Source organism: Janthinobacterium sp. JC611 (genome assembly GCF_018682595.1).
Classification (GTDB): Bacteria; Pseudomonadota; Gammaproteobacteria; order Burkholderiales; family Burkholderiaceae_D; genus Janthinobacterium.
This window is the reverse complement of the sequence record NZ_JAFLJN010000025.1, coordinates 322,549-343,470: the sequence shown is the minus strand read 5'-3', so window position 1 is coordinate 343,470 and position 20,922 is coordinate 322,549. Positions and strand designations below refer to the sequence as shown.

The window sequence follows — 20,922 nt, the reverse complement described above, 5'->3', positions numbered from 1 at the left end:
TGCTTGTTAAATTGCGTTATCACATCAATAGCGCCAGTTTAACAGCTTCGCCACCTTGCCGCCCCTGCAGTTCAACAACGATGATTACTTTACTGCAACGTTTTTACGTTCCGGATACAGCACCACCTGCACGTAATTGTGCATGTCCAGGTAGCGCTGGGCCGCCAGTTTGACGGCTTGCGGCGTGATGGCGCGCACGCGCTGCTCGTAGCGCAGGATGTGCGCGGGATCGCGCCCCTGGGTCACCGACCCCATCAGCTGGTTCATCCAGTAGTTATTTTCCCGCAAGGATTTCTGCTGGCGCGTGATCCAGTTCAGCTTGACCTTTTCCAGGTCGGCCGCGGATGGCCCGTCCGTCTTCATCCTGTTGATTTCGGCAAAGGCGGCGGCGATGACCTTGTCCACGTTTTCCGGTCCCGTCGGCAAGTTCAGCGCCACCGAATAATGGCCGTACGGGTGCTGGCCCATCGAGGTTTCAAAGCCGCCGCCATAGATCATGCTCATCTTTTCGCGCAGCACTTCGATGACTTTCAGGTTCAGCACTTCGCCCAGCGCCTGCAGGGTCAGCTTTTGCTCGTCCGAGTACGCCACGTCGCCATTGAAGGTGATGGAAATCGTGCTTTTGGGCTCGCTGCCCATGTAGACATCCTTCTTCACCACGCCCGTCACCGGGCGCATGCCCACGTCGCGGTAGGCGTGCGCCACCTCGGCCACGGGCAAGGTGCCCAGGTAGCTGGCGATCAGCGGCTTGATCTTGTCGAGCTCGAAGCTGCCCGCGAAGATGAAGGTCATGTCGCGCGCGCTGGAAAAGCGCTGGCGGAAGATGTCCAGCGAGCGGTCCAGGCCCACCTTGTCGAAGTCAGCCACGCGCGGCACGCCGTCGACGCGCGGGTTGTCGCCATACATGGCGTGCTGGATGGCGTCGTAGAACACGGCTTCCGGCTGCGCCATGCTGTTTTTCGCCAGGTCCTGCTGCTTGCCGATGAAGGATTGATACAGGCCCGCATCCTTGCGCACGTCGTGGAAATACAAGTACACGAGTTGCAGCATGGCTTCCACGTCGGCGCTGCTGGCCGAGCCGCCAAAGCCTTCGCTCAGTTCGCCCAGCGAGGCGCCCACGTTGACCGTCTTGCCGGCCAACACTTTTTGCAAGTCCAGCGGCGCCAGGTCTTTCAAGCCCATGCTACCGACCACGGCGCTGGCATAGCGGGCGTTGTAGATGTCGGCGTCGCCGAACAGCGACTGGCCGCCGAAGCGCGTCGAGCCCATCAGCACCTGGTCATTCTTGAAGTCCGTGGGTTTGAGCAGCACGCGCACGCCATTGCCCAGGGTCAGCTCCGTCACGCCGATGGCGCTGTTCAGCTTTTCCGAAACGATGCTGCCGCCGGCCGGCGGGCCCTCCATCAGCTTGCTGGCGAGGACTTTTTCCGTGCGTGGCTCGACCTTCTGCCGCTCCGCTTGCGCCACGGCATCGAGCAATTGCTGCTGCGTCGGCACGCTGGCGCCCGCTTTCGGCTCGGCGCCCATGAAGACCACCAGTTTCTTTTGCTGGTCGGGAATCACCTTGGCCACCGTCTCGTTGACTTCCTGCAGCGTTACCTGCGGCAAGAGTTCCTGCGCGTACAGCAATTCATTGGCGATGCCGGGGACGGCTTCCTGCTCCAGGAAGTTGCGCGAATACTCGGCCACGAAACCGGCCGAATCGGACTTGTCGCGCTCGCTGTACGCGCGCTCGTAATTGCGCAGCATGTTCTTGCGCGCGCGGTCCAGCTCATCCTGGCTGAAACCGAAGCGGCGCGCCCGCTCATCTTCTTGCACCAGCGCATCGACGGCCGGCTGCACGCCGCCCTTGCCCAGCAAGGCATACGCGCTGAACGATTCATAGCCGCGCACCAGCTTGCCCATGCTGCTGCCGCCCTGGATGAAAGGCGGGTTGGCCTGCTGCGTCAATTCCTGCATGCGCGCGCTGAGCATTTGCCCATACAGGTTTTCGATCATCTGGCGGCGGTAGTCGGCAATGGTGACGGGCTCCTGCGCGGCGCGGATCGGGTAGCGGATGAAGACCGTGTCGTCCGGCGCTTCCTTGTCCGTGATCACCAGCGCTTCCGTTTGCGAACGCTGCGGCACTTCCGCATACAGGCGCGGCCGCGGCTTCGCGGGGTTCTTCAGCTTGCCGAAATGCTGGCGGATCAGCTTTTCAGCCTGGCTCGGCTCCACGTCGCCCACCACCACCACGGCCATCAGGTCGGGACGGTACCAATCCTTGTAGAAACGCTTGATGGCTTCCAGCTTGAAGGTTTTCAGTACGGATTCCTTGCCGATCGGCATGCGCTCCGCATAGCGCGAACCGTTCAGCAGCTTCGGATACAGGACCTTGTTCATGCGGTCGCTGGCGCCCTTGCCCAGGCGCGCCTCTTCCAGCACGATGCCGCGCTCGCTGTTGATGTCGGCCGGATTGAATTTCAAGCCATGCGCCCAGTCTTCCAGCACGAGAAAACCCTTTTCCAGGTTTTCCTTCTTGTTCGTGGGAATCGGCAGCACGTAGACGGTTTCATCGAAACTCGTGTAGGCGTTCAAGTCGGCGCCGAACTTCACGCCGATCGATTGCAAGTAGGAAATCAGCTCATTGCGCTTGAAATGCGTGGAGCCATTGAAGGCCATGTGTTCCGTGAAGTGCGCCAGGCCTTGCTGGTCGTCATCTTCCAGGATGGAACCGGCCTTCACCACCAGGCGCAATTCCACTTTCTGCGCGGGACGGGCATTTTTCTTGATGTAGTAGGTCAGGCCGTTCGGCAGTTTTCCTACGGTCACTTCTGGCGCCAGCGGCAGGGGATCGCTCAAACGGATTTCCGCCTGTGCCAGGCAGGCGCACGCCAGCAGGACGGCGCCCGAGATCAGGCGTAATTTACTCAGCTTCATGTATTCTCAACGGTAAGATTCAGTAGGCGTACCTTACACTGAAATCGTGTTTCCGCCATTAAAAACAGCTTAGGAAAAACAGCTTTTCCCAGGCAACTTTGCCGAACGGCAAACTCAACAGTACCCAGCCAGCTTTTGTCGGTTGTGCTAAAGTATTGCCGCCGGTCATGTGGACCGGCACAACAACGTCTTCGGGGCGGGGTGCGATTCCCCACCGGCGGTAAGACCGGCAACGGTCAAGCCCGCGAGCGCTTGTCAGGTTTCGCCTGATGAGGTCAGCAGATCTGGTGCGACTCCAGAGCCGACGGTATAGTCCGGATGAAAGAAGATGTGCAGTAGTGTGATGTCCCATCGCCACGGCGATGCGGCCAGTTGCGTCTATTCGCTTGCCCTGCAGCGTTTTTCGCCTATGCGAGGAGCGTTACACCATGTTAGTCAACAGTTATACCCTGCTTTCCAACGACCTGGAAGGTCGCATCCAATCCGCCCTGGCCGCCATGCGCGCCGGCATTCCCGTCATCCTGCTCGACGATTTCGACCGTGAAAACGAGGCCGACCTGATCCTGTCCGCCGAAAAATTGACGAACGAAACCATGGCTTTGCTGATCCGCGAATGCAGCGGCATCGTCTGCCTGTGCCTGCCGACGGACGTCGTCAGCGCGCTGGAACTGCCGCCCATGTCGTCCGACAATGGCAGCCGCTACGGCACGCCGTTCACCGTCTCCATCGAGGCGCGCGACGGCGTCACGACGGGCGTGTCGGCCGCCGACAGGGTCACCACCATCCGCGCCGCCATCGCACCGGACGCCAAGCCGGCCGACCTGGTGCGCCCCGGCCACGTGTTCCCCCTGCGCGCCGCGCCCGGCGGCGTGCTCGAGCGACGTGGCCACACGGAAGGCTCCGTCGACCTGTCGCGCATGGCGGGCCTGAATCCGGCCGCCGTGCTGTGCGAACTGATGAACCCGGACGGCACCATGATGCGCGGCGACGCTATCGAGCGCTTCGCCGAGCTGCACGGCATGCCCATTCTGACCATCGAAGAACTGGTGGAATGGCGCAGCACGCGCGAACAGTAAAGCATCAGGCGGCCACGGCCTTCGGCAGATGCACATGCCGATAGACGAGGCCCGCCGCCAGGCCATACGCGACGGCGATCGTCGCGTAGGCCAGCGGCAGGCGCAGCGACCAGTCCGGCACCATGTGCAGGATGCTGCCGATCAACGCCACGCCCACCAGGGCGCCAATTTGCCGGTTCGCATTCAGGGCCGCCGCCGCGCTGTTCGCATGCTGCTTGCCGGCCACCCGCATCACGGTGGCCGTCATGGCGGGAATGGCGATGCCGATGGCCACGTTCATGATGGCCGTGCCCAGCGCCAGCAAACCATATGGCGTACCCGGGCGCAAGCCCATCAGCAGCAAGGCCATCACGGCGCCCGCCAGCAAGCCGGCCAGCATGGGCCGGCGCGTGCCATGGCGCGCCGCGATACCGCCCGCCAGGAAATTTCCCACCGTATAGGCCGCCATCATGGGCAGCAGGCGCAAGCCCGACTGCAAGGCATCGGCGCCGCCCGACTGCTGCAGGAATAGGCTCAACAGGAACAGCTGGCCGAAGACGCAGAAATTGATCAGGAAACCCACGCCGTTGGCCGCGCCAAAGCTGCTGCTGTGAAACAGCGCGCGCGGCAACAACGGATGACTGCCGCTGCGCTCGCGCCGCAGCAATTGCCAGGCCGACAACAGCGTCAAGGCCCCCGCCGCCAGCACGCCAGGCGACAGCCAGCCCAGCACGGGGCCTTCGATCAAGGTAAAACTCAGGCCCGCCAGCGCCGCCACGCCCAGCGCATGGCTGAACAGCGATAGCGCGCGCGGCTGACGCGCCGGCGCGGCCAGCAGCAGCTGCGCCATGACGATGGCCAGCACGCCCAGCGGCACGTTCACCCAAAACACACTGCGCCAGCCGAACTGGTGCACGAGGATGCCGCCGATCAAGGGACCGGACGCGCCCGCCACGCCCACCAGCGCCGACCAGGCGCCCAGCATGCGCGTGCGCTCGCGCTCGTCGTCAAAGCTGTGCGTGAGCAGGCTGAGCGAGCTGGGCATGAACAGGGCCGCGCCCGCGCCCTGCAGCAGGCGCGCCGCCGTCAGGAAATGCCCGTCGGGCGCGGCGCCGCACAATATCGAACCGAGGAGGAAGACGCCCAGGCCGCCCTGGTACACGGCTTTCGGGCCGTAGCGGTCGGCCAGCGCGCCGCCGGCCAGCAGCAGCGCGGCAAACGTCAGGGTGTAGCCGTCGACCACCCAGACCAGGCCCGTCAGCGGGATGGCCAAGTCCAGCGCGATATCGGACAGGGCCACGTTGACGGCCGTGACGTCGAGCATGGCCATGACGAAGCCGAAGGCCAGGGTCAGCAGGATCAAGCCGCTGGCGCGGCGGGGAGCGGTGGGAAGCATGATTTTTCCTTGCAAAGGCAGCGGGGCAGCCATTATGCGAGCGTTGCATGATGCGGTAAACAGGCATAAAATCGGCACACCGATGCAAAAATGCATCAACAAAAAGAGGACGGGAGCATGGACTGGGATAACGCGCGCATCTTTCTCGCCATCGGCCGGGCCGGCACCCTGCGCGGCGCGGCGGCCCTGCTGCGCATCGACCAGGCCACCTGCGGGCGCCGCCTGGCCACCCTGGAGGCGTCGCTGGGCGCCACCCTGTTCCTGCGCACGCCATCGGGCTACGTGCCCACGCCGGCCGGCGAGCTGGCGCTCACGGCGGCCGAATCGATGGAACGGGCGGCCGATAAATTGCAGCGCGAAATGCAGGGCGTCGACAACCGTTTAAGCGGCCTGGTGCGCGTGGCCACCACCGACACCATGGCCAGCCATTTCGTCATCCGCGCCATGCAGCGGCTGCATGCGGCCCACCCCGACATCCGCATCGTACTCAACGTGGCACCGGCGCTGGCCAGCCTGACGCGGCGCGAAGCGGACCTGGCCGTGCGCGGCGTGCGTCCCACCGACCCGGACCTGATCTCGCGCCACCTCGTCAAGCGCAGCCTGGGCCTGTACGCCTCAAGCAGCTACCTGGCCGAACGGGGCGAACCCGTGCGCGGCACGGCGCTGGCCGGCCACGACATCGTCATCTACCACCATTCCGTGACGCCGCGCCATGCGGACAAGATCGCCGGCGAGCCCGTCGCCAACGCCCGGGTGGCCATGGAAGTGAACTCGGCGGCGATGCTGCAGGAAGCCACGCGCGCAGGCCTGGGCGTGGCCGAGCTGGCCACCCACCTTGGCGACATCGACCCGCAACTGGTGCGCATCTGGCCCGAGCGGGCGGAAAGCTACGACGTGTGGCTGGTCATGCATGCCGACCTGAACCGTTCTGCCCGCGTGCGCGCAGCGGCCGACGCCATCATCGCCAGCGTGGGCACCGCCAGCGCCGCCTGACAGGCGCGCACGATAGTGCCGAGAAGAAACTTTCTTTTTGATAAGTCTGATAGAATCCGTCCCCCCGCCGCGCGCAGCCGCCGCCACCCGCCGCGGGATCCCTCAATCCCCCTGGAGAATTTTCATGCTTATCTGGCAAGGCTTCGGCATACTCGCCCCCCTGATCTGTTTTATCGTCGTTCTGGCCGCGCAGGCGCTGTTTGGCGCCACCCTGGGCGAGGCCTACACCAAGAGCCACGCGTGGCCCCTGGCCCTGGCCTTCCTGCTGGCAGCGGCCGCCAGCTGGTATGCGGGCGTGCGCCTGAACAACGCGCCCGGACGCGAACTGATCGACCCGGCCACGCAGGAAAGAGTCATCCTGCGCAAGCGCCACACCCTGTTCTGGATTCCGATGCAATACATCGCCGTGCTGATGGTCGTCATGGCCGGCTTCGCCCTATTCGAATAGGCGCGCACGCCAGCCGTGCCTGCCGGGGCGGGCTGATGTTAAGATGCCATGATGACCCTCTCCGTCTCCCTCATCATCAGCCTGCGCCGCCTGCACCGGGCCACCATGGCCTGGCTGGTCAGCTGGTGGCGCATGCTGCATTTCGCCATCCTCGTGTTTTCGCTGGCCCTGTCGCCGTCGAGCTATAACCGCGACAACCACCCCATCCTCGCGCACCGCCTGGTGACGAACACGGCGCCGAACCTCGTCTGGTTCAGCGTCGCCTGCGCGCTGGTCAGCCTGGTGCTGATCCGCATCGTCGTCGTCAGCGCGCAAAGCTACGGCCTGTCGCGCTATGCGCTGGAAATGGTGGTGCGCGTGCTGGTGCTGGAACTGATCCCGCTGACGGCCGCCCTGTTCGTGGCCCTGCGCCTGACCCTGCCCGACGGCATCGCGTTCGCGCAAATGCGCTCTTCCGGCATGCTCGACACCATGCAGCGCCAGGGCGTCGACCTGCTGCGCCGCGAATACTTTCCACGCGTCATGTCCGGCATCTTCGCCGTGTGGATGCTGGCCATCGTCAGCTGCGTCACCTCGCTGATCCTCGCCTATATCACCATCTACGGCTTTACGCCGTGGGCGCTGCAGGGGTATACGCGCGTGGTGGGGCAGATCTTCAATCCCGCCGTGGCCCTGATCCTGATGCTCAAGGTGATCTTCTTCAGCTTTGCCGTGGCCCTGATCCCGCTGGCCTCCTCCTACTATCCGGAAGAGCCGCATGGCCGGCGCAACCGCCTGTGGGCCGCGCACGGCCTGTCTGAAATGCTGCGCCTGTTTTCCGTCATCCTGCTGGTCGAAGTGGCTTCGCTGATGGGCAATTACTACTGACGCCCCGCCCGCCACCGCCAGCGATCCCGAACCACCCATACGAGAGCCAGTATCCATGAGCCAGAGCCAGCCCCCCAATCCCGACCAGGTCGACGTCACGGCGCCCGCCGGTCTCGCGCAAGATGCCGTGCTGCCCGCCCCGCCGCCCGTGCGCCACGCCGAACTGAAGGCGGCCATCCTGCTCGTCTTCATGTTCGTGCTGGTGGTCGGCTCCGTCGTCTACCTGATGTATGCGCGCGGCGCCTTCGAAGCCACGCAGACGCTGGTGCTGACGGCCGACGATTCGGACGGCGTCGGCGTGGGCGCCGACCTGACCTTTTCCGGCTTTCCCATCGGCCGCGTGCAGCGCATCGAACTGGCGCCCGATGGGCGCGCGCGCGTCATCATCGACGTGCCGCGCAAGGACGCGCACTGGCTGCGCAGCAGCTCCATCTTCACCCTGGAACGGGGCATCGTCGGCGGCGCCAAGCTGCGCGCCTACAGCGGCATCCTGACGGACCCGCCGTTGCCCGACGACGCCACGCGCGACTTGCTGGTGGGCGACATGGCGGCGGAAATCCCCCGCCTGCTGGCCGCCGCCAAGGATTTGCTGAACAACGTGGCCAGCCTGACGGGCAGCGATTCCGCCCTCGACGGCACCCTGCGCAACGTGCAGGCCGTCACCGGCAAGCTGAGCGGGCCGGGCGGCGCCATGGGCTTGCTGACGGGCGACGACAAGCAGTCGCGCCTGCTGGTCGAGCGGGCCAACACCCTGCTGGCCACGGCCGACCAGCTGGCGCGCCGCACGGATGGCCTGGTGGCCAACGCCGACACGCGCGTCTTTGGCGACAAGGGCGTGATGACGGATGCGCAGGCCACCATCGTGCAGCTCAACGCCCTGCTGGCCGACACGCGCGCCAGCCTGAAAAAAGTCGACGCCGTGCTGGTCGAGGCGCAAGCCGTGGGCGCCAACGCCAGGGCCGCGACGGCCGACCTGGGCCCGCTGCGCGCCGACGTGGAAAGCAATCTGCGCAAGGTCGAGCAGCTGGTCAACGACATCAACCGCAAATGGCCGTTCAAGCGCAATCCGGAGATCAAACTGCCATGACCCTATCCCGCCCCGCCATCGCCGCCCTGCTGTGCGCCTTGCTCGCCGCCTGTTCCAGCGGCCCGCCCGTGCCGGACTGGAAAATGAATGCGCAAAGTTCCATCGAACGGTTTCAAGCGGCGTATTTGAATGGCAACGCCCTGGTCGAGCAGACGGAATTCCGGCGCGCCCGCAGCCAGGTGGCCGGCACGGGCAAGCTCGAGCTGGTGGCGCGCATCGAACTGCTGCGCTGCGCCGCGCGCGTGGCCAGCCTGGCCTTCGAGGACTGCGCCGGCTTTGACGCGCTGCAAGCGGACGCGACCGCCGCCGACCGCGCATATGCGGCCTGGCTGGCCGGCAAGGGGCAGGCGGCGGACGTCGCCCTGCTGCCCGAAGCGCAGCGGGCGGCCGCCGGCGCCGCCTCCGACACGGCCGCCGCCAGCGCCGTGGCGGCCATCGATGACCCGCTGTCGCGGCTGGTGGCGGCCGGCGTGCTGCTGCGCTCGGGCCGCGCCACGCCGGCGCTGCTCGACACGGCCGTCGCCACCGCCTCGGACCAGGGCTGGCGCCGGCCGCTGCTGGCGTGGCTGGGCGTGCAGCGCCTGCGCGCCGAACAGGCCGGGGACACGCAGGCGGCGCAGCGCATCGCGCGGCGCATGGCCATCGTCGAGCAGCCGCTGGCCCCTTGATGCGCCGCTGACGATGGCGGCCCAAGGCAGGCGGAATCAGGCATAATCGAGCCAGGATGACAGCGATGCCGTGCAGGCAGCGAGGTGTGACGATGCAGTTCGAGGATTTCGACCTTTCCACTCCCGATACCGGCCGGCCTGCGGCGGCGCCTGGCGGCGACGCGTCGGCCGCCACCGCCGTGCGCCTGCAATACCTGCTCGACAATACCCCCTCCATCATCTATTGCACCGTGCCCAGCGGCGACTTCAAGATGACCTTTGTCAGCAACAATGCCCTCAATGTGCTGGGCTACCAGCCCGGGGAGATGGTGGCCGATCCCAATTTCTGGTTCGACCACATCCACCCCGACGATGCGCCCGGCATTTTTTCCAGTCTGGCGCAGATCTTCGTCGACGGCGCGCGCGCTTACGAATACCGCTTCCGCGTGCGCGACGGCAGCTATCTGTGGATGCACGACAGCCTGCGCCTGGTGCGCGACGAGCATGGCGTGCCGTTCGAAGTGATCGGCTCGCTGACGGACATCACGGAACGCAAGGGCATGGAAGCGATGCTGCAGGCGCGCGGCGAAGAACAGCAACTACTGATCAGCAAGCTGCAGGAAGCGCACGACCAGCTGCTGCAAGCGGAAAAGATGGCCTCCATCGGCCAGCTGGCGGCCGGCATCGCGCATGAAATCAATAACCCGATCGGCTTCGTCAATTCGAACATGAGTTCGCTGCAAGGCTATATCGGCACCCTGTTCGACGTCATCGCGCAATACGAGGCGGCGATGCGCGGGCCGCTCGATGGCGCCACCCTGGCCGCGCACGTGAGCGAGGTGCGCGCGCAGGCCGACCTGGCCTTCGTGCAGGACGACATCGGCGACCTGGTGCGCGAATCGATGGATGGCCTCAAACGCGTGCGCGACATCGTGCAGGCGCTGAAGGATTTTTCCCACGTGGGCGAAACGGACTGGCAAGTGGCCAGCCTGCATGCGGGCCTGGACAGCACCCTGAACATCGTCGCCAACGAATTGAAATACAAGGCGCGCATCGAGAAACACTATGGCGAGCTGCCGCCGATCCTGTGCCTGGCCTCGCAGCTGAACCAGGTCTTCATGAACCTGCTCGTCAACGCGGGCCAGGCCATCAGCAGCGACGGCGTGATCAGCATCCGCACCGGTCACGCCGACGACTGGGTATGGGTGGAGATCGGCGACACGGGCGCCGGCATCGCGCCCGAGCACCTGCACCGCGTCTTCGAGCCGTTCTTCACCACCAAGGCGGTGGGCAGCGGCACGGGCCTGGGCCTGTCGCTGTCGTACGGCATCGTCAACAAGCACGGCGGACGCATCGAGGTGGCTTCGGAAGTGGGCCGGGGCACGCGCTTTACCGTGCACCTGCCCGTTGCGCCGGCGGCGGCCCGGGCCGCGTCCTAGCCCGGCTTGACGGGCGCGTACACGCGGATGCTCAGGCGTCCGCCATTCTTGCTTTCGAAATCGAGCAGCTGGGCGATCACGCGGGCCGTCAGCACGTGTTCGGCCGCCAGCAGCATCAGGCCGTCGCGGCTGATCAGGTCACGCGACAGCACCATGCCCGGCGCCAGCTGGCCCGACAGCATGGTCAGGTCGCGCGCCGGCGGCTCCGTCTCGTCCATGATGCTGCGGAAGGCGGCCACCACGGCCGGGTCGTAGCGCTTGCCGACGCTGTCGTAGATCAGGCCGCGGGCCTCGTCGGCGCGCAGGCTGCGCTGCACCATGGCGCCGATCTGCAAGCCGTCGTAATCGGACGCCAGCGCCAGGATGCGCGCGCCCAGCGGAATGGCCAGGCCCACCAGGCCATCGGGAAAGCCGCCGCCGTCGAAGCGTTCCAGTTGCGAGCGCAGGATCACGGAGACGGCGCGCAGCTCGTCGAGCGCCATCAATAATTGTTCGGCGCGCAGCGGATGCTTGCGGAACGCGGCCAGCTGCTCGCCCGTCCAGGCGCTGGCCGGCAGCTCCAGCAGGTCGTCGCTCAAGCTGAGCTTGCCGATATCCTTGAGCAGGGCCGCGATGAACACGTCGCGCGCCTCCTGTCCTTCCAGTCCCAGCGCCTGCGCCAGCTTGCGCGACAGCTCGGCCACCCGCCGCGCATGGCCGGCCAGCTTGCCGCCGCGCATCTCGATCAGGTTGGAAAACACCTTGATGGTCGTCACGAACGTGGCCTTCAGGCGCTCGTTGGCCGCCTGCACCTCGTCGTGCGACTGCTTCAGCTGCTGCGTGCGCGTGGCCACCTTCGCTTCCAGGCTGGCGTTGAGCGCCTGCAACTGCACGTTCTGACTGGCCGTCAGCGCTTCCAGGCGGCGTTTCTCCTCCTCCAGCGCGCGCCGTTCCAGCGCGTGGCGCACCACCAGCACGATATCGTTGTCGTCCCAGGGCTTGGTCACGTAGCGGTAGATCTCGCCCTGGTTGATGGCGTCGAGGATGGACTGGATGTCGGCATAGCCGGTCAGCAGCAATCGCATGGTGCCGGGCCAGCGCTGGCGCACCTGGGCCAGGAACTGCGCGCCGTCCATGTGCGGCATGCGCATGTCGGAGATGACCAGGTCCACCGTCTCGCTCTCGAGCAGGGCCAGGCCGGCCGCGCCGCCATCGGCCGTCAGCACGCGGTAGCCGTGCGGGCGGAACAGCCGCCGCAGCGACGACAGGATATTCGGTTCGTCGTCGACGCACAGGATGGTGGGCGGCGCGGTGCTGGTGCTGGTGCTGGTGCTGGTGCTCATGTTGTCCTGTTCGCTCATGGTGCGACGGCCTGCGCCTGGCGCACGGGCAAGGTGATGCGGAAGGTGGTGCCGCGGCCGATGACGCTGCGCACGTCGATGCGGCCATGGTGTTTCTGCACCGTCGTGTAGGCCAGCGACAGGCCCAGCCCCGTGCCCTTGCCGACGGCCTTGGTGGTGAAGAAGGGGTCGAAGATGCGCGACAGGTGTTCGGGCGCGATGCCGGCGCCCGTGTCCTCGACCTCGATCCACACTTCCGTCGCGTTGTCGCTGCCCGTGCGCAGGGTGATGCGTCCACGCGCCTCGCCCATGGCGTGGGCCGCGTTGACGACCAGGTTCATGATCACCTGGTTCAGCTCGGATGGCTGGCATTCGATGTCGGGGATGTCGGCATACTCGCGCACCACGTCGGCCTTGTACTTGACCTCGTTATTCACGATATTGAGCGTGGTATCGATGCCCTGGCGCAGGTCGGCCCAGACCCAGTCCTGGTGCGCATCCGTGCGCGAAAAATCCTTCAGGTCCTGCACGATGCGGCGCACGCGCGCAATACCTTCCTTCGATTCGCCCATCAGCATGGGGATGTCGGTGCGCAGGAAATCGAGGTCGATCTGTTCGCGCAAGGCGCGCAGGCGCGCCGCCACCACGGGGTCGGCGACGGCCGGTTCCGCCTCCTCATACGCGTCGAGCATGGAAAACAGGTCGTCCAGATAGCCTTCCAGGGTGCCGACATTGGAAAACACATAGCCGATGGGGTTGTTGATCTCGTGCGCCACGCCGGCGGCCAGCTGGCCGATCGAGGCCAGCTTTTCCGACTGCAGCAGCTTTTGCTGGGCCAGCGACAGCTTGCTGTTCAATTCCGTCAGGGCCAGGTTACGCTCGCGCAATTCAAGATCGGCGATCTGGCGCTGGCGGATATCGTCGGCCAGGCGCTCGTTCATGTCGGCCAGCTGGGCCGTGCGCTTGGCCACCAGGTGTTCCAGGTTGTCGTGCGCCTTGCGCAGCGCCTGTTCCGCCAGGCGCCGCTCGCTCACGTCGCGCAGGGTTTCGATGGCGCCCACCAGGCGTCCGTGGCGGTCGCGCAGAGGCGCTGCCGTGAAATGCAGCCAGTGGCCGTCGGGGCCGATATCGGCAAAGAAATCCTCGGCCTCGTAGGCGCCGGGGATCACGGAGGAGCGCGTCAGCTTGCCAAGGTAGAGGTCATTTTCGCCGAGCGCGATATCGTCGGCCACCAGCAGGTCGGCCAGGCAGGCGCGCGGCTGCGGATAAAACGCCTTCCAGTGCTCGCGCGTGCCGACCATCTCGGCGGCCGTAAAGCCCAGCAACTGTTCGCAGGCGCTGTTCCAGTGCGTCACCACGTGGTCCGTATCGATGGCGAACGTGGCCACCGGATGGCCATCGAAAAACGCCGACAGCGCGATGGAATCGGTCTTGCGGCGTTCCGGCGTGGCGGGCAGCGCCTGCCCTGCGTCTGTGTCCATGGCCTCTATCCTGTTCATGCCAGCATGATGCGCGACATTTCATCGAAGGTGTATTCGGTTTGCCCCAGCAGCGCCAGCCAGGCCGGCTCCTCCAGGGCGACGCTGCGCCAGCCCGCAGGCGACAGGGGCGGCACCAGCGCATCGTCGACGCCGGCCAGGTCGAGCCCCAGGGCGACGGCATTGGCCATGTGCACGGCCAGCGGCAAGCCGCCCGCTTGCAGGCGGTCGATGGCGTGGTGCTCGGCCACCGCCTGCTGTATCGCCTGAGGAAACTTCCAGTAGGCGGCCAGGGCGCTGCCCACCTGCGCGTGATCGATGCCGATGACGGCCAGTTCCGCCTCGGCCATCTGGCAGTCATGCGCCTGGCGGTAGCTGCGCACGAGCGCGTGCTCGGCCGGGAAGCGCGTCACCAGCACCAGGGTGCCCAAGTCGTGCAGCAGTCCGGCCGTGAACGCCGTTTCGGGATTGACGCGCAAGTGCGGCGCCAGCAGGCGCGCGGCGATGGCCGTGGCCAGCGAATGGCGCCAGAAGGCCTGAAAATCGAAGCCGCCGCTGACGGGCGCGAAGCTGCCCGTCAGGGCGCAGGCCGTGACGACGGTGCGGATGCTGTGAAAGCCCAGCACGGAAACGGCTTGCGGAATGCTGGTGACCTTCGATTGCATGCCGTAGAACGAGGAGTTGGCGATGCGCAGGGTCTTTGCCGCCAGGGCCTGGTCCAGCTCGATCTTTTGCGCCAGCACGTGCACGTCCGTGTCGTCCTGGTCCATGCTCGACAGCAGTTCCAGCACCACCACCGGCAGCGAAGGCAGTTCCTGTATCTGGCGGATGATGTGTTCAAAACTGAGCCGTGTCATGGCCCGCCCCCTTGCCGGTAGCGCTGCAGCAGCGCCAGCAGTTCCGCCCCGGCGGAATCGGGCGGCGTGGCGCGGAACAGCACGGCCAACCGTTCCAGGCGGCGCGCCCGTTCCTGCTCGGCATGCGCCTGCGCGGCGGGGTCGGGCTCCTCTTCCATGACGACGTGGCAGCGCTCCACATTGCGCCGGCGCAAGGCCGTCAAGTTCGCCGCCGTCAGGGTGGCGCCCTGGGCCAGCAGCACGGCGCCGCTGGCGTCGCTCAGCGCCTGCGCCAGCACCATGCCCTCCTGCGCCTGCTCCATGGAAATCTCGCGCCCGCTCTCACTCACGCTTCCACTCATGTAACCGCTCCATGACGACTCAGGGTGACCAGGCTGCCGCGCGAGCGCGAATGCAAGCCCATCGGATGGACCGCCACGGTATATGGCTGGCCATCGATGGCGGCCAGGCAAGGCGCTCCCTGCCCGTCGAATAATTGCGGCAAGACGATCGCCGCCTCGTTGCCCAGCAGGGCCGCGCCCCGTTCGAACAGATTGGCCGCCGCCGCGTTGATGAAGGCGATCATGCCGTCCTCGTCGAGTCCGATCACGGGCAGCGGCAGAAATTGCAGCAATTCGCGCGCGATGCCCAGGCTGACTTCATCGCGGCTGATCTGGTGCTGCTGCTGGCGCACCAGCGCCTGCATGGCGGCATTGGCCGCCGCCAGCGCCTGGTTGGCGTCGCGCAACTGCGCATTCAGGCGCACATTGTCGTCGTCAATGCCCTTCAGGCGAAACGCTTCGGCGATATGCGCGCGCAGCTGATGGTCTTCCCAGGGCTTGGTAAGAAACTTGAAGATGGCGCCCTCGTTGACGGCGTCCGTGACGGCTTGCAGCTCGGTGTAGCCCGACAGCATGATGCGTATGGTTTGCGGACACAGCAGTTTGGCCTTGCGCAGGAAATCGGCGCCCAGCATGCCGGGCATGCGCTGGTCCGACACGATCACGTCGACGGCATGGCTGGCCAGCACGTCCAGGCCTTCCTGGCCGCTGCCGGCCGTCAGGATATGGTAGGCGTCGCGCCGCAGCAGGCGCTTGAGGGAGGCGAGGATATTCGGCTCGTCGTCGACCAGCAGCAAGGTGCGCGGCGGCGCAGCCCGCTGCCCGGCATCCGCCGTCAGCACCGCGGTACCCGGCACACCTTGCTCGTCGTGCACATCCATCGAACCATCCTCTCATCGCCACGGCGATATCGGAGCTTGCCTGAAGGGGAATCCGCCGCGCGCGACCATCTTGCGCGCCTTGCGCGGCAACCAGCTTGCGTAGAAATTATACGACTAAATATTCAGCGATGGCACCTTATCCGCGCCGTGCCGGACACGGCGTGTCGCGGTAAAACACAAAGCCACCCAGGCCGATGGCCCTGGTATCGGCTTTCACGCCATACACCAGCGTGTTCTTGTCCGCCTCGATGCGCAGCAGGTTCAGGTGCTGCACGATTTGCGCGTGCGACAGTTCCAGCGAAGGGGTTGGCGCCAGTTGCAAACGCAGCTCCGACGTGGCCGCATCGTACGCCCAGCGGCCCGGATTATAGAAGGCGAAGCCGCCGTCGAAACGCAGGCTGCCATCCTTGAACTGGGTCAGGCAAATGCCGGGAAATTCGCTGGGCGGGTTGTACCAGGTGGCGGCCACGGCGGCATCGGCCGGCGCCTTGCCCGGCATCTGCATGCCGGCCGTGCCATGCTGGCCGCCCATGCCGGCGCAAGCGGCCAGCGCCAGCGCGCCAGCCAACGCGCCCGCGCGCTTGATGATTGTCATGTGCATTGCCGTCCCCTTGCTTTATAGAAACATCATCTTAGAGCGGGATGGCCGGCCGTTCAAGCGGCCAGCGCACATAAGGCGGATTTAATTGCCTTCGGCCGCCTTCGCCGCCATGGCTGCCGCCTCGCGCAATTTATCCTTCTTGCTCTTGCGCGCGCCCTTCACGCCGCCGTTGAGCGTGTCCGTGGCGGGGTTGACGGGCGCGGGCAGTTGCGTCGGCTCGAAACCGGCCACCACTTCGCGCACGATGCGCAAGTCGTTGCGGTTTTCGATCAGGCGGAAATGCGCTTCCGTATCGGCCGTCACGAAACTGATGGCCGTGCCGCTTTCGCCGGCGCGGCCCGTGCGGCCGATGCGGTGCGTGTAGTCGACGGCCGAACGGGGCAAATCGTAATTGACGACGGCCGGCAAGCCGGCGATGTCGATGCCGCGCGCGGCCACGTCGGTGGCGACCAGCACCTGCAAGCGGCCCGCCTTGAAGTCGGCCAGCAGCTGGCTGCGCGTGCCCTGGCTGAATTCGCCGTGCAAGGCGCCCACGTGCAGGCCCGCGCGCTGCAGCTTGTCGGCCACGTGCTCGGCCGCGTACTTGGTGGCGACGAACACCAGCACCCGCTCCCACTGCTGCTGCAGGATCAGGTAGCGCAGCAGCTGCGTGCGGCGCGGCACGTCGACCGTGATGGCGCGCTGCACGATGTCGGGCTTGTCCTGCGGTTCGGACGCCACTTCGATGCGCACGGGCTCCGTCAGCAGGCTGTCGGCCAGCGCCTGCACGCTGTCGGGGAAGGTGGCCGAGAAGAACAGGTTCTGGCGTTGCTTGGGCAGCAGCGCCAGGATGGCGTTGATCTCTTCGCTGAAACCCATGTCGAGCAGGCGGTCGGCTTCATCCAGGACGAACAGCGACACGCCGCCCAGTTTGACGGCGTTCTGGCGCACCAGGTCCAGCAGGCGGCCCGGCGTGGCGACGACGATATCGGCGCCGCCGCGCAAGTCCATCATCTGCGGATTGATCGACACGCCGCCGAACAGCACGGAAATCTTCAGCTTGACGGGCAGCGGCTTGGCCAGCGCGTGCACCGTCTGTCCCACCTGCGCCGCCAGTTCGCGCGTGGGCACGAGGATCAGCGCGCGCACCTGGCGCGGGCCGGAAACGGGCGCCATCAGCGCCTGCAGCAGCGGCAGCGCGTAGGCCGCCGTCTTGCCGGAGCCCGTCTGCGCCGCGCCCAGCACGTCGCTGCCGCGCAGGATGGCGGGAATGGCGGCCGCCTGGATGGCCGTCGGCGCGGCATAGCCGGCCTTGTCGACGGCGCGGACCAGGGCGGGAATCAGACCCAGGGAGGAAAATGGCATAGCGGGCCTTCTTATTATTTAGTCATGAAGTGAGACCGGCCGCAATGTGCGGCCGGTCGGAATAGCGACAGTATAAAGCAGGCGCTTACTGCCTGGGCATTTGCAGCTGCGGAAAGCCCGTTTCATCGTAGCCCGGCATGCCGCGGCGGATGGCGTGCGAAAAGTCCGCATCGTCGTTGGCGGCCCGCGCGCGCGCCGTGATGTGGCCCCCGCTACGCAGCTGCTGGAAGGTCAAGCCAGGCACCAGGCCCTTGACGTCGAACAGGTAGCGGTCCAGGTAGCCCGAGGCCATCAACCGGTAATCGAGCGGCAGGCCGGGCACGATGCGGCGCACCATCTCGAAGACGATGGTGGTGCAATTGGCCGTCAGGGTATTGTAGAACTGCGGCTGGTTCTTCAGCGCCTGCGCCTCGTCCAGGTAGGCGAGGAACAGCGAGCGCATGGCCGCTTTCGGCATCATCACGCGGTACAGATGCATGTCCTCGCCGCGCGCATTCGTGCGCACGCGCAGGATGTCGCGCTCGTCGGCGGCGATCAGGCTCATCTCGAAATGCTTGAAAAAGCCGCCGATGGCGGAAAAGCTCTCGCCCTTTTCCTTGCGGATTTCGATGGAAAACGTCAGGAAGCGCCCGTCCGCGAAACCGAACGAGATCAGGGTATGCGCGATGTACGGCCCCGTCCAGTACGACAGCGCCGTGTCGACCGTGCGCAGCTCGTCGAGGTCGTAGCTGCGCTGTTCCCACCTGACCGTGTAATCGTCGTCGCTGCGCCAGTCGAAATTGCGCACATTGTCCAGGGTGACGGTGCTGCCCTTCACCGTGCCCGTGACGTTGCGCGCCACATCGTCGGCCCACACGCGCTGCTGCTTCGGCGTGATCAGACTCCACCACACGAGCAGCAGCAGAAAACCGGCCGCATACGGCAGCAGCACGCGCGCATCGCCGCGCGTCCACCAAAGCGCGATGCTGGCCACGCCGAGCGCGCCCCACAGCAGCGCGCCGATGGCTTGCGCCGCCGTGCCGCCGGACAACTGGTACCACAACGCCAGCGCACCCCACAGCGCGGTCAACAGGAGAATCAGGGAAACGGCCATTTTGCCGAGGGTGCCCAGCACGCAGCGGGCACGATGTGATAAGAAAGTCATGCCGCAATTATAGGGGCAAGCGGGGGAACAGGTGCGTTCAGGCAAGTGCCGCGACACAGGCCGCAGCATTAAAAGCATTGCTTGCCCGCCAATTTATTTCATGAGAGCATATTGCCAAAATAAAATGTATAGACAAGGCGCCCTGCCACGGCAGCGGCGCCCTGGCCTTTCCAGGAGATACCTTGCAGCATCAATCCCTCTACGCCCTCGCCGGCAGCCTCAACTCGCTCTTCATCGTCGTCAGCCTGCTTGGCCTGTGGTCGCAGCTGAAAAAGATCTGGCGGCGCAAGGGCGATGCCGGGGTCGGCGCCGGCAAAACGACGGACATCCTGTCGCTCAACCAGTTCACCGTCAGCTTCCTCGCCTACTGCGCGTTCTTTGTGTATGGCTATTCGATCACGCCGTTCAACCACTACATCGTCTGGCCCCGCCTGATCGCGTCCTTGATCGCGCTGGCCATCCTGTACGAGATCCATCGCGACCGCCGCAGCGTGGCGGCGCGCCGTGCGCTGCTGGCCTGCGCGCTGCTGCTGGGCGCGGGCGTGGCGGGGCTCGCCTTCGGCCCCACCTTCACGGACGAAAAGCGCGTGCTCTCGCAAAGCCTGATCGTCGCCGTCACCGTGCTGCTGGCGCAGGGCTATGCGCACCAGATCCGTTTGATCTGGCGCTCGGGCAGGACGGGCGCCGTGTCGCTGACGATGAGCCAGTTCATCCTGGCGATGGATGCCAGCACCATCTTCTTCGCCTGCGTCATGGGCCTGGAGACGGGCTGGCCCTTGCTGCTGCTGGCCTGCGTCAGCGCCACGACCAAATTGATCATCATGTGGCTGTTCCGCTGGGAAAAGACCAGCGCCGCCGCGCAGAGCAAACGGCAGGCGCCGGCTTGAGCCTATTGCATACAGGCTGGCCTTGCCCTCGAAGCCGATGCCGATGAGTTCCGGCATGGTGATGTGGCCGTTTTCCACGCCCAGACTCAGGCCCGCCACGATAGTCAGCGACATCTGGTGGGCGCCGCGCGGAACGCAACGGCTGCGCGACCAGCCGGCACCTGCTGCCCGCCAAAGTGCGCGCTTTTATCAATTTTCTCGGCCAGCAGTTGCAGCCGAAAGCGGCCACGGCGACCGAATCAGGTTAAACTACAATATTGCGATATGGCAATATTATGAAGGAGTAAGTTTTGCTAGTCATACTCGGATTTCTCGTCGTGCTGTTTTCCGTCTTCGGCGGCTTCGCCATGCAGGGCGGCCACCTGGCGGCCCTGTTCCAGCCGCTGGAACTGCTGATGATCGGCGGCGCCGCGCTGGGCACCTTCTTTGTCGGCAACGACGCCAAGGCCATCCGCGCCACGTTCGCCGCCCTGCCCACCCTGTTCCACGGTGCGCAATACACGAAGGCGCGCTATATGGAATTGATGGGCCTGATGTATGAAATCCTCAGCAAGATCCGCAAGGAAGGCTTGATGTCGGTCGAGGACGATATCGACGACCCCTACCGCAGCCCCATCTTCGTGAAATATCCGTACACGCTCGGTGACGAGCACATCCTGGAATTCATCACCGATTATTTGCGCCTGATGGTGTCCGGCAATATGGATGCTTACCAGATCGAAAACCTGATGGATAACGAGATCGAGACGCACCATGAAGATGCGGAAATGCCGATCCAGACCATTTCGCAGCTGGCCGACGCCATGCCCGCCTTCGGCATCGTCGCCGCCGTGATGGGCGTGGTGCACACGATGGCCTCCGTCGGCTTGCCGCCGGCCGAACTGGGCGTGCTGATCGCGCAGGCGCTGGTGGGCACCTTCATCGGCATCCTGCTGGCCTATGGCTTCATCGCCCCGCTGGCCAGCCTGCTGCGCCGCAAGCACCATGAAACGGCGAAGATGTACCAGTGCGTGAAAGTGACCCTGTTGGCCAGCCTGAACGGCTATGCGCCGGCGCTGGCCGTGGAATTCGGCCGCAAGGTCATTTCCGCCACGGAACGCCCGTCGTTCAGCGAACTGGAAAACCACGTGCGCCAGGTGCGCACGAAGAACTGATCCGGCCCGTTCGCCTCAGGTTTCCGGGGCCGTCCAGCCTCGAAACCCTGGTCATCCATGAAGCCATGGTCCTCGGGCGGATGCGG

19 protein-coding genes and 1 riboswitch are annotated in these 20,922 nt (G+C 65.5%); of the genes, 9 read left to right on the top strand and 10 right to left on the bottom strand.

Annotated elements, in window-relative coordinates; all coding sequences use genetic code 11:
* Window positions 1-84: 84 nt before the first annotated feature.
* The gene (locus tag J0O65_RS19670) at window positions 85-2,919 is read right to left on the bottom strand and encodes a M16 family metallopeptidase (protein WP_215408914.1); all 2,835 of its coding nucleotides are present in this window, start codon (window positions 2,917-2,919) and stop codon (window positions 85-87) included.
* A 183-nt stretch (window positions 2,920-3,102) separates the two neighbouring features.
* A riboswitch (FMN riboswitch) is annotated at window positions 3,103-3,253 on the top strand.
* 94 nt (window positions 3,254-3,347) lie between these two features.
* Between J0O65_RS19670 and ribB the strand changes: the two genes are divergently transcribed.
* On the top strand, window positions 3,348-3,995 hold the full coding sequence (gene ribB, locus J0O65_RS19665; RefSeq protein ID WP_215408913.1) for a 3,4-dihydroxy-2-butanone-4-phosphate synthase: 648 nt from the start codon (window positions 3,348-3,350) through the stop codon (window positions 3,993-3,995).
* A gap of 4 nt (window positions 3,996-3,999) precedes the next feature.
* Here ribB and J0O65_RS19660 read toward each other — a convergent pair whose 3' ends face one another.
* Entirely contained in the window at window positions 4,000-5,370 is a 1,371-nt protein-coding gene (locus J0O65_RS19660) for an MFS transporter (RefSeq protein ID WP_215408912.1), read from the bottom strand.
* Between the two features lie 117 nt (window positions 5,371-5,487).
* Between J0O65_RS19660 and J0O65_RS19655 the strand changes: the two genes are divergently transcribed.
* From J0O65_RS19655 to J0O65_RS19630, 6 genes are all read left to right on the top strand, one after another.
* Window positions 5,488-6,363, top strand: a complete 876-nt coding sequence (locus J0O65_RS19655; RefSeq protein WP_215408911.1) for a LysR family transcriptional regulator — start codon at window positions 5,488-5,490, stop codon at window positions 6,361-6,363.
* A gap of 124 nt (window positions 6,364-6,487) precedes the next feature.
* Window positions 6,488-6,811, top strand: coding sequence for a hypothetical protein (locus J0O65_RS19650; protein WP_215408910.1), 324 nt, complete (start codon window positions 6,488-6,490; stop codon window positions 6,809-6,811).
* Window positions 6,812-6,862: 51 nt separating this feature from the next.
* Entirely contained in the window at window positions 6,863-7,678 is an 816-nt protein-coding gene (locus tag J0O65_RS19645; RefSeq protein ID WP_215408970.1) for an MlaE family ABC transporter permease, read from the top strand.
* 55 nt (window positions 7,679-7,733) lie between these two features.
* Window positions 7,734-8,765: an MlaD family protein gene (locus J0O65_RS19640; RefSeq protein WP_215408909.1), complete on the top strand. Its 1,032-nt coding sequence runs from the start codon at window positions 7,734-7,736 to the stop codon at window positions 8,763-8,765.
* Window positions 8,762-9,433, top strand: coding sequence for a hypothetical protein (locus J0O65_RS19635; protein ID WP_215408908.1), 672 nt, complete (start codon window positions 8,762-8,764; stop codon window positions 9,431-9,433). The genes J0O65_RS19640 and J0O65_RS19635 overlap by 4 nt, the downstream gene beginning before the upstream one ends.
* 92 nt (window positions 9,434-9,525) lie before the next feature.
* Window positions 9,526-10,851 carry an ATP-binding protein gene (locus J0O65_RS19630; RefSeq protein ID WP_215408969.1) on the top strand — a complete coding sequence of 442 codons (1,326 nt, stop codon included), beginning with the start codon at window positions 9,526-9,528 and terminating at the stop codon, window positions 10,849-10,851.
* On the opposite strand, the gene nosR is transcribed toward J0O65_RS19630, so the two are convergent.
* The 8 genes from nosR to J0O65_RS19590 form a co-directional block, all read right to left on the bottom strand.
* Window positions 10,848-12,191, bottom strand: coding sequence for a response regulator c-di-GMP phosphodiesterase, NosR family (gene nosR, locus J0O65_RS19625; protein WP_251373852.1), 1,344 nt, complete (start codon window positions 12,189-12,191; stop codon window positions 10,848-10,850). The two genes, J0O65_RS19630 and nosR, sit on opposite strands and share 4 nt — an antisense overlap.
* Window positions 12,188-13,651, bottom strand: a complete 1,464-nt coding sequence (locus J0O65_RS19620; RefSeq protein ID WP_215408907.1) for a PAS domain-containing sensor histidine kinase — start codon at window positions 13,649-13,651, stop codon at window positions 12,188-12,190. Before J0O65_RS19620 ends, nosR begins: the two co-directional genes overlap by 4 nt.
* A gap of 14 nt (window positions 13,652-13,665) precedes the next feature.
* Window positions 13,666-14,505 (bottom strand): HDOD domain-containing protein, encoded by an 840-nt coding sequence (locus tag J0O65_RS19615; RefSeq protein ID WP_215408906.1) that lies wholly within the window; start codon window positions 14,503-14,505, stop codon window positions 13,666-13,668.
* Complete coding sequence (locus tag J0O65_RS19610) at window positions 14,502-14,846, bottom strand: hypothetical protein (RefSeq protein WP_215408905.1); 345 nt, start codon at window positions 14,844-14,846, stop codon at window positions 14,502-14,504. The genes J0O65_RS19615 and J0O65_RS19610 overlap by 4 nt, the downstream gene beginning before the upstream one ends.
* The gene (locus J0O65_RS19605) at window positions 14,843-15,706 is read right to left on the bottom strand and encodes a response regulator (RefSeq protein WP_215408904.1); all 864 of its coding nucleotides are present in this window, start codon (window positions 15,704-15,706) and stop codon (window positions 14,843-14,845) included. Before J0O65_RS19605 ends, J0O65_RS19610 begins: the two co-directional genes overlap by 4 nt.
* Before the next feature lie 136 nt (window positions 15,707-15,842).
* A complete protein-coding gene (locus J0O65_RS19600; protein ID WP_215408903.1) occupies window positions 15,843-16,301 on the bottom strand; it encodes a hypothetical protein in 459 nt (152 codons plus the stop codon).
* 87 nt (window positions 16,302-16,388) lie between these two features.
* Entirely contained in the window at window positions 16,389-17,651 is a 1,263-nt protein-coding gene (locus J0O65_RS19595) for a DEAD/DEAH box helicase (protein WP_215408902.1), read from the bottom strand.
* A gap of 85 nt (window positions 17,652-17,736) precedes the next feature.
* Window positions 17,737-18,795: an Lnb N-terminal periplasmic domain-containing protein gene (locus J0O65_RS19590; RefSeq protein WP_215408901.1), complete on the bottom strand. Its 1,059-nt coding sequence runs from the start codon at window positions 18,793-18,795 to the stop codon at window positions 17,737-17,739.
* 182 nt (window positions 18,796-18,977) lie between these two features.
* Here J0O65_RS19590 and J0O65_RS19585 point away from each other — a divergent pair, with 182 nt between their 5' ends.
* Window positions 18,978-19,682, top strand: a complete 705-nt coding sequence (locus tag J0O65_RS19585; RefSeq protein ID WP_215408900.1) for a hypothetical protein — start codon at window positions 18,978-18,980, stop codon at window positions 19,680-19,682.
* A 290-nt stretch (window positions 19,683-19,972) separates the two neighbouring features.
* Window positions 19,973-20,836: a flagellar motor stator protein MotA gene (gene motA / locus J0O65_RS19575; RefSeq protein WP_071322869.1), complete on the top strand. Its 864-nt coding sequence runs from the start codon at window positions 19,973-19,975 to the stop codon at window positions 20,834-20,836.
* The last annotated feature ends 86 nt before the right edge of the window (window positions 20,837-20,922 follow it).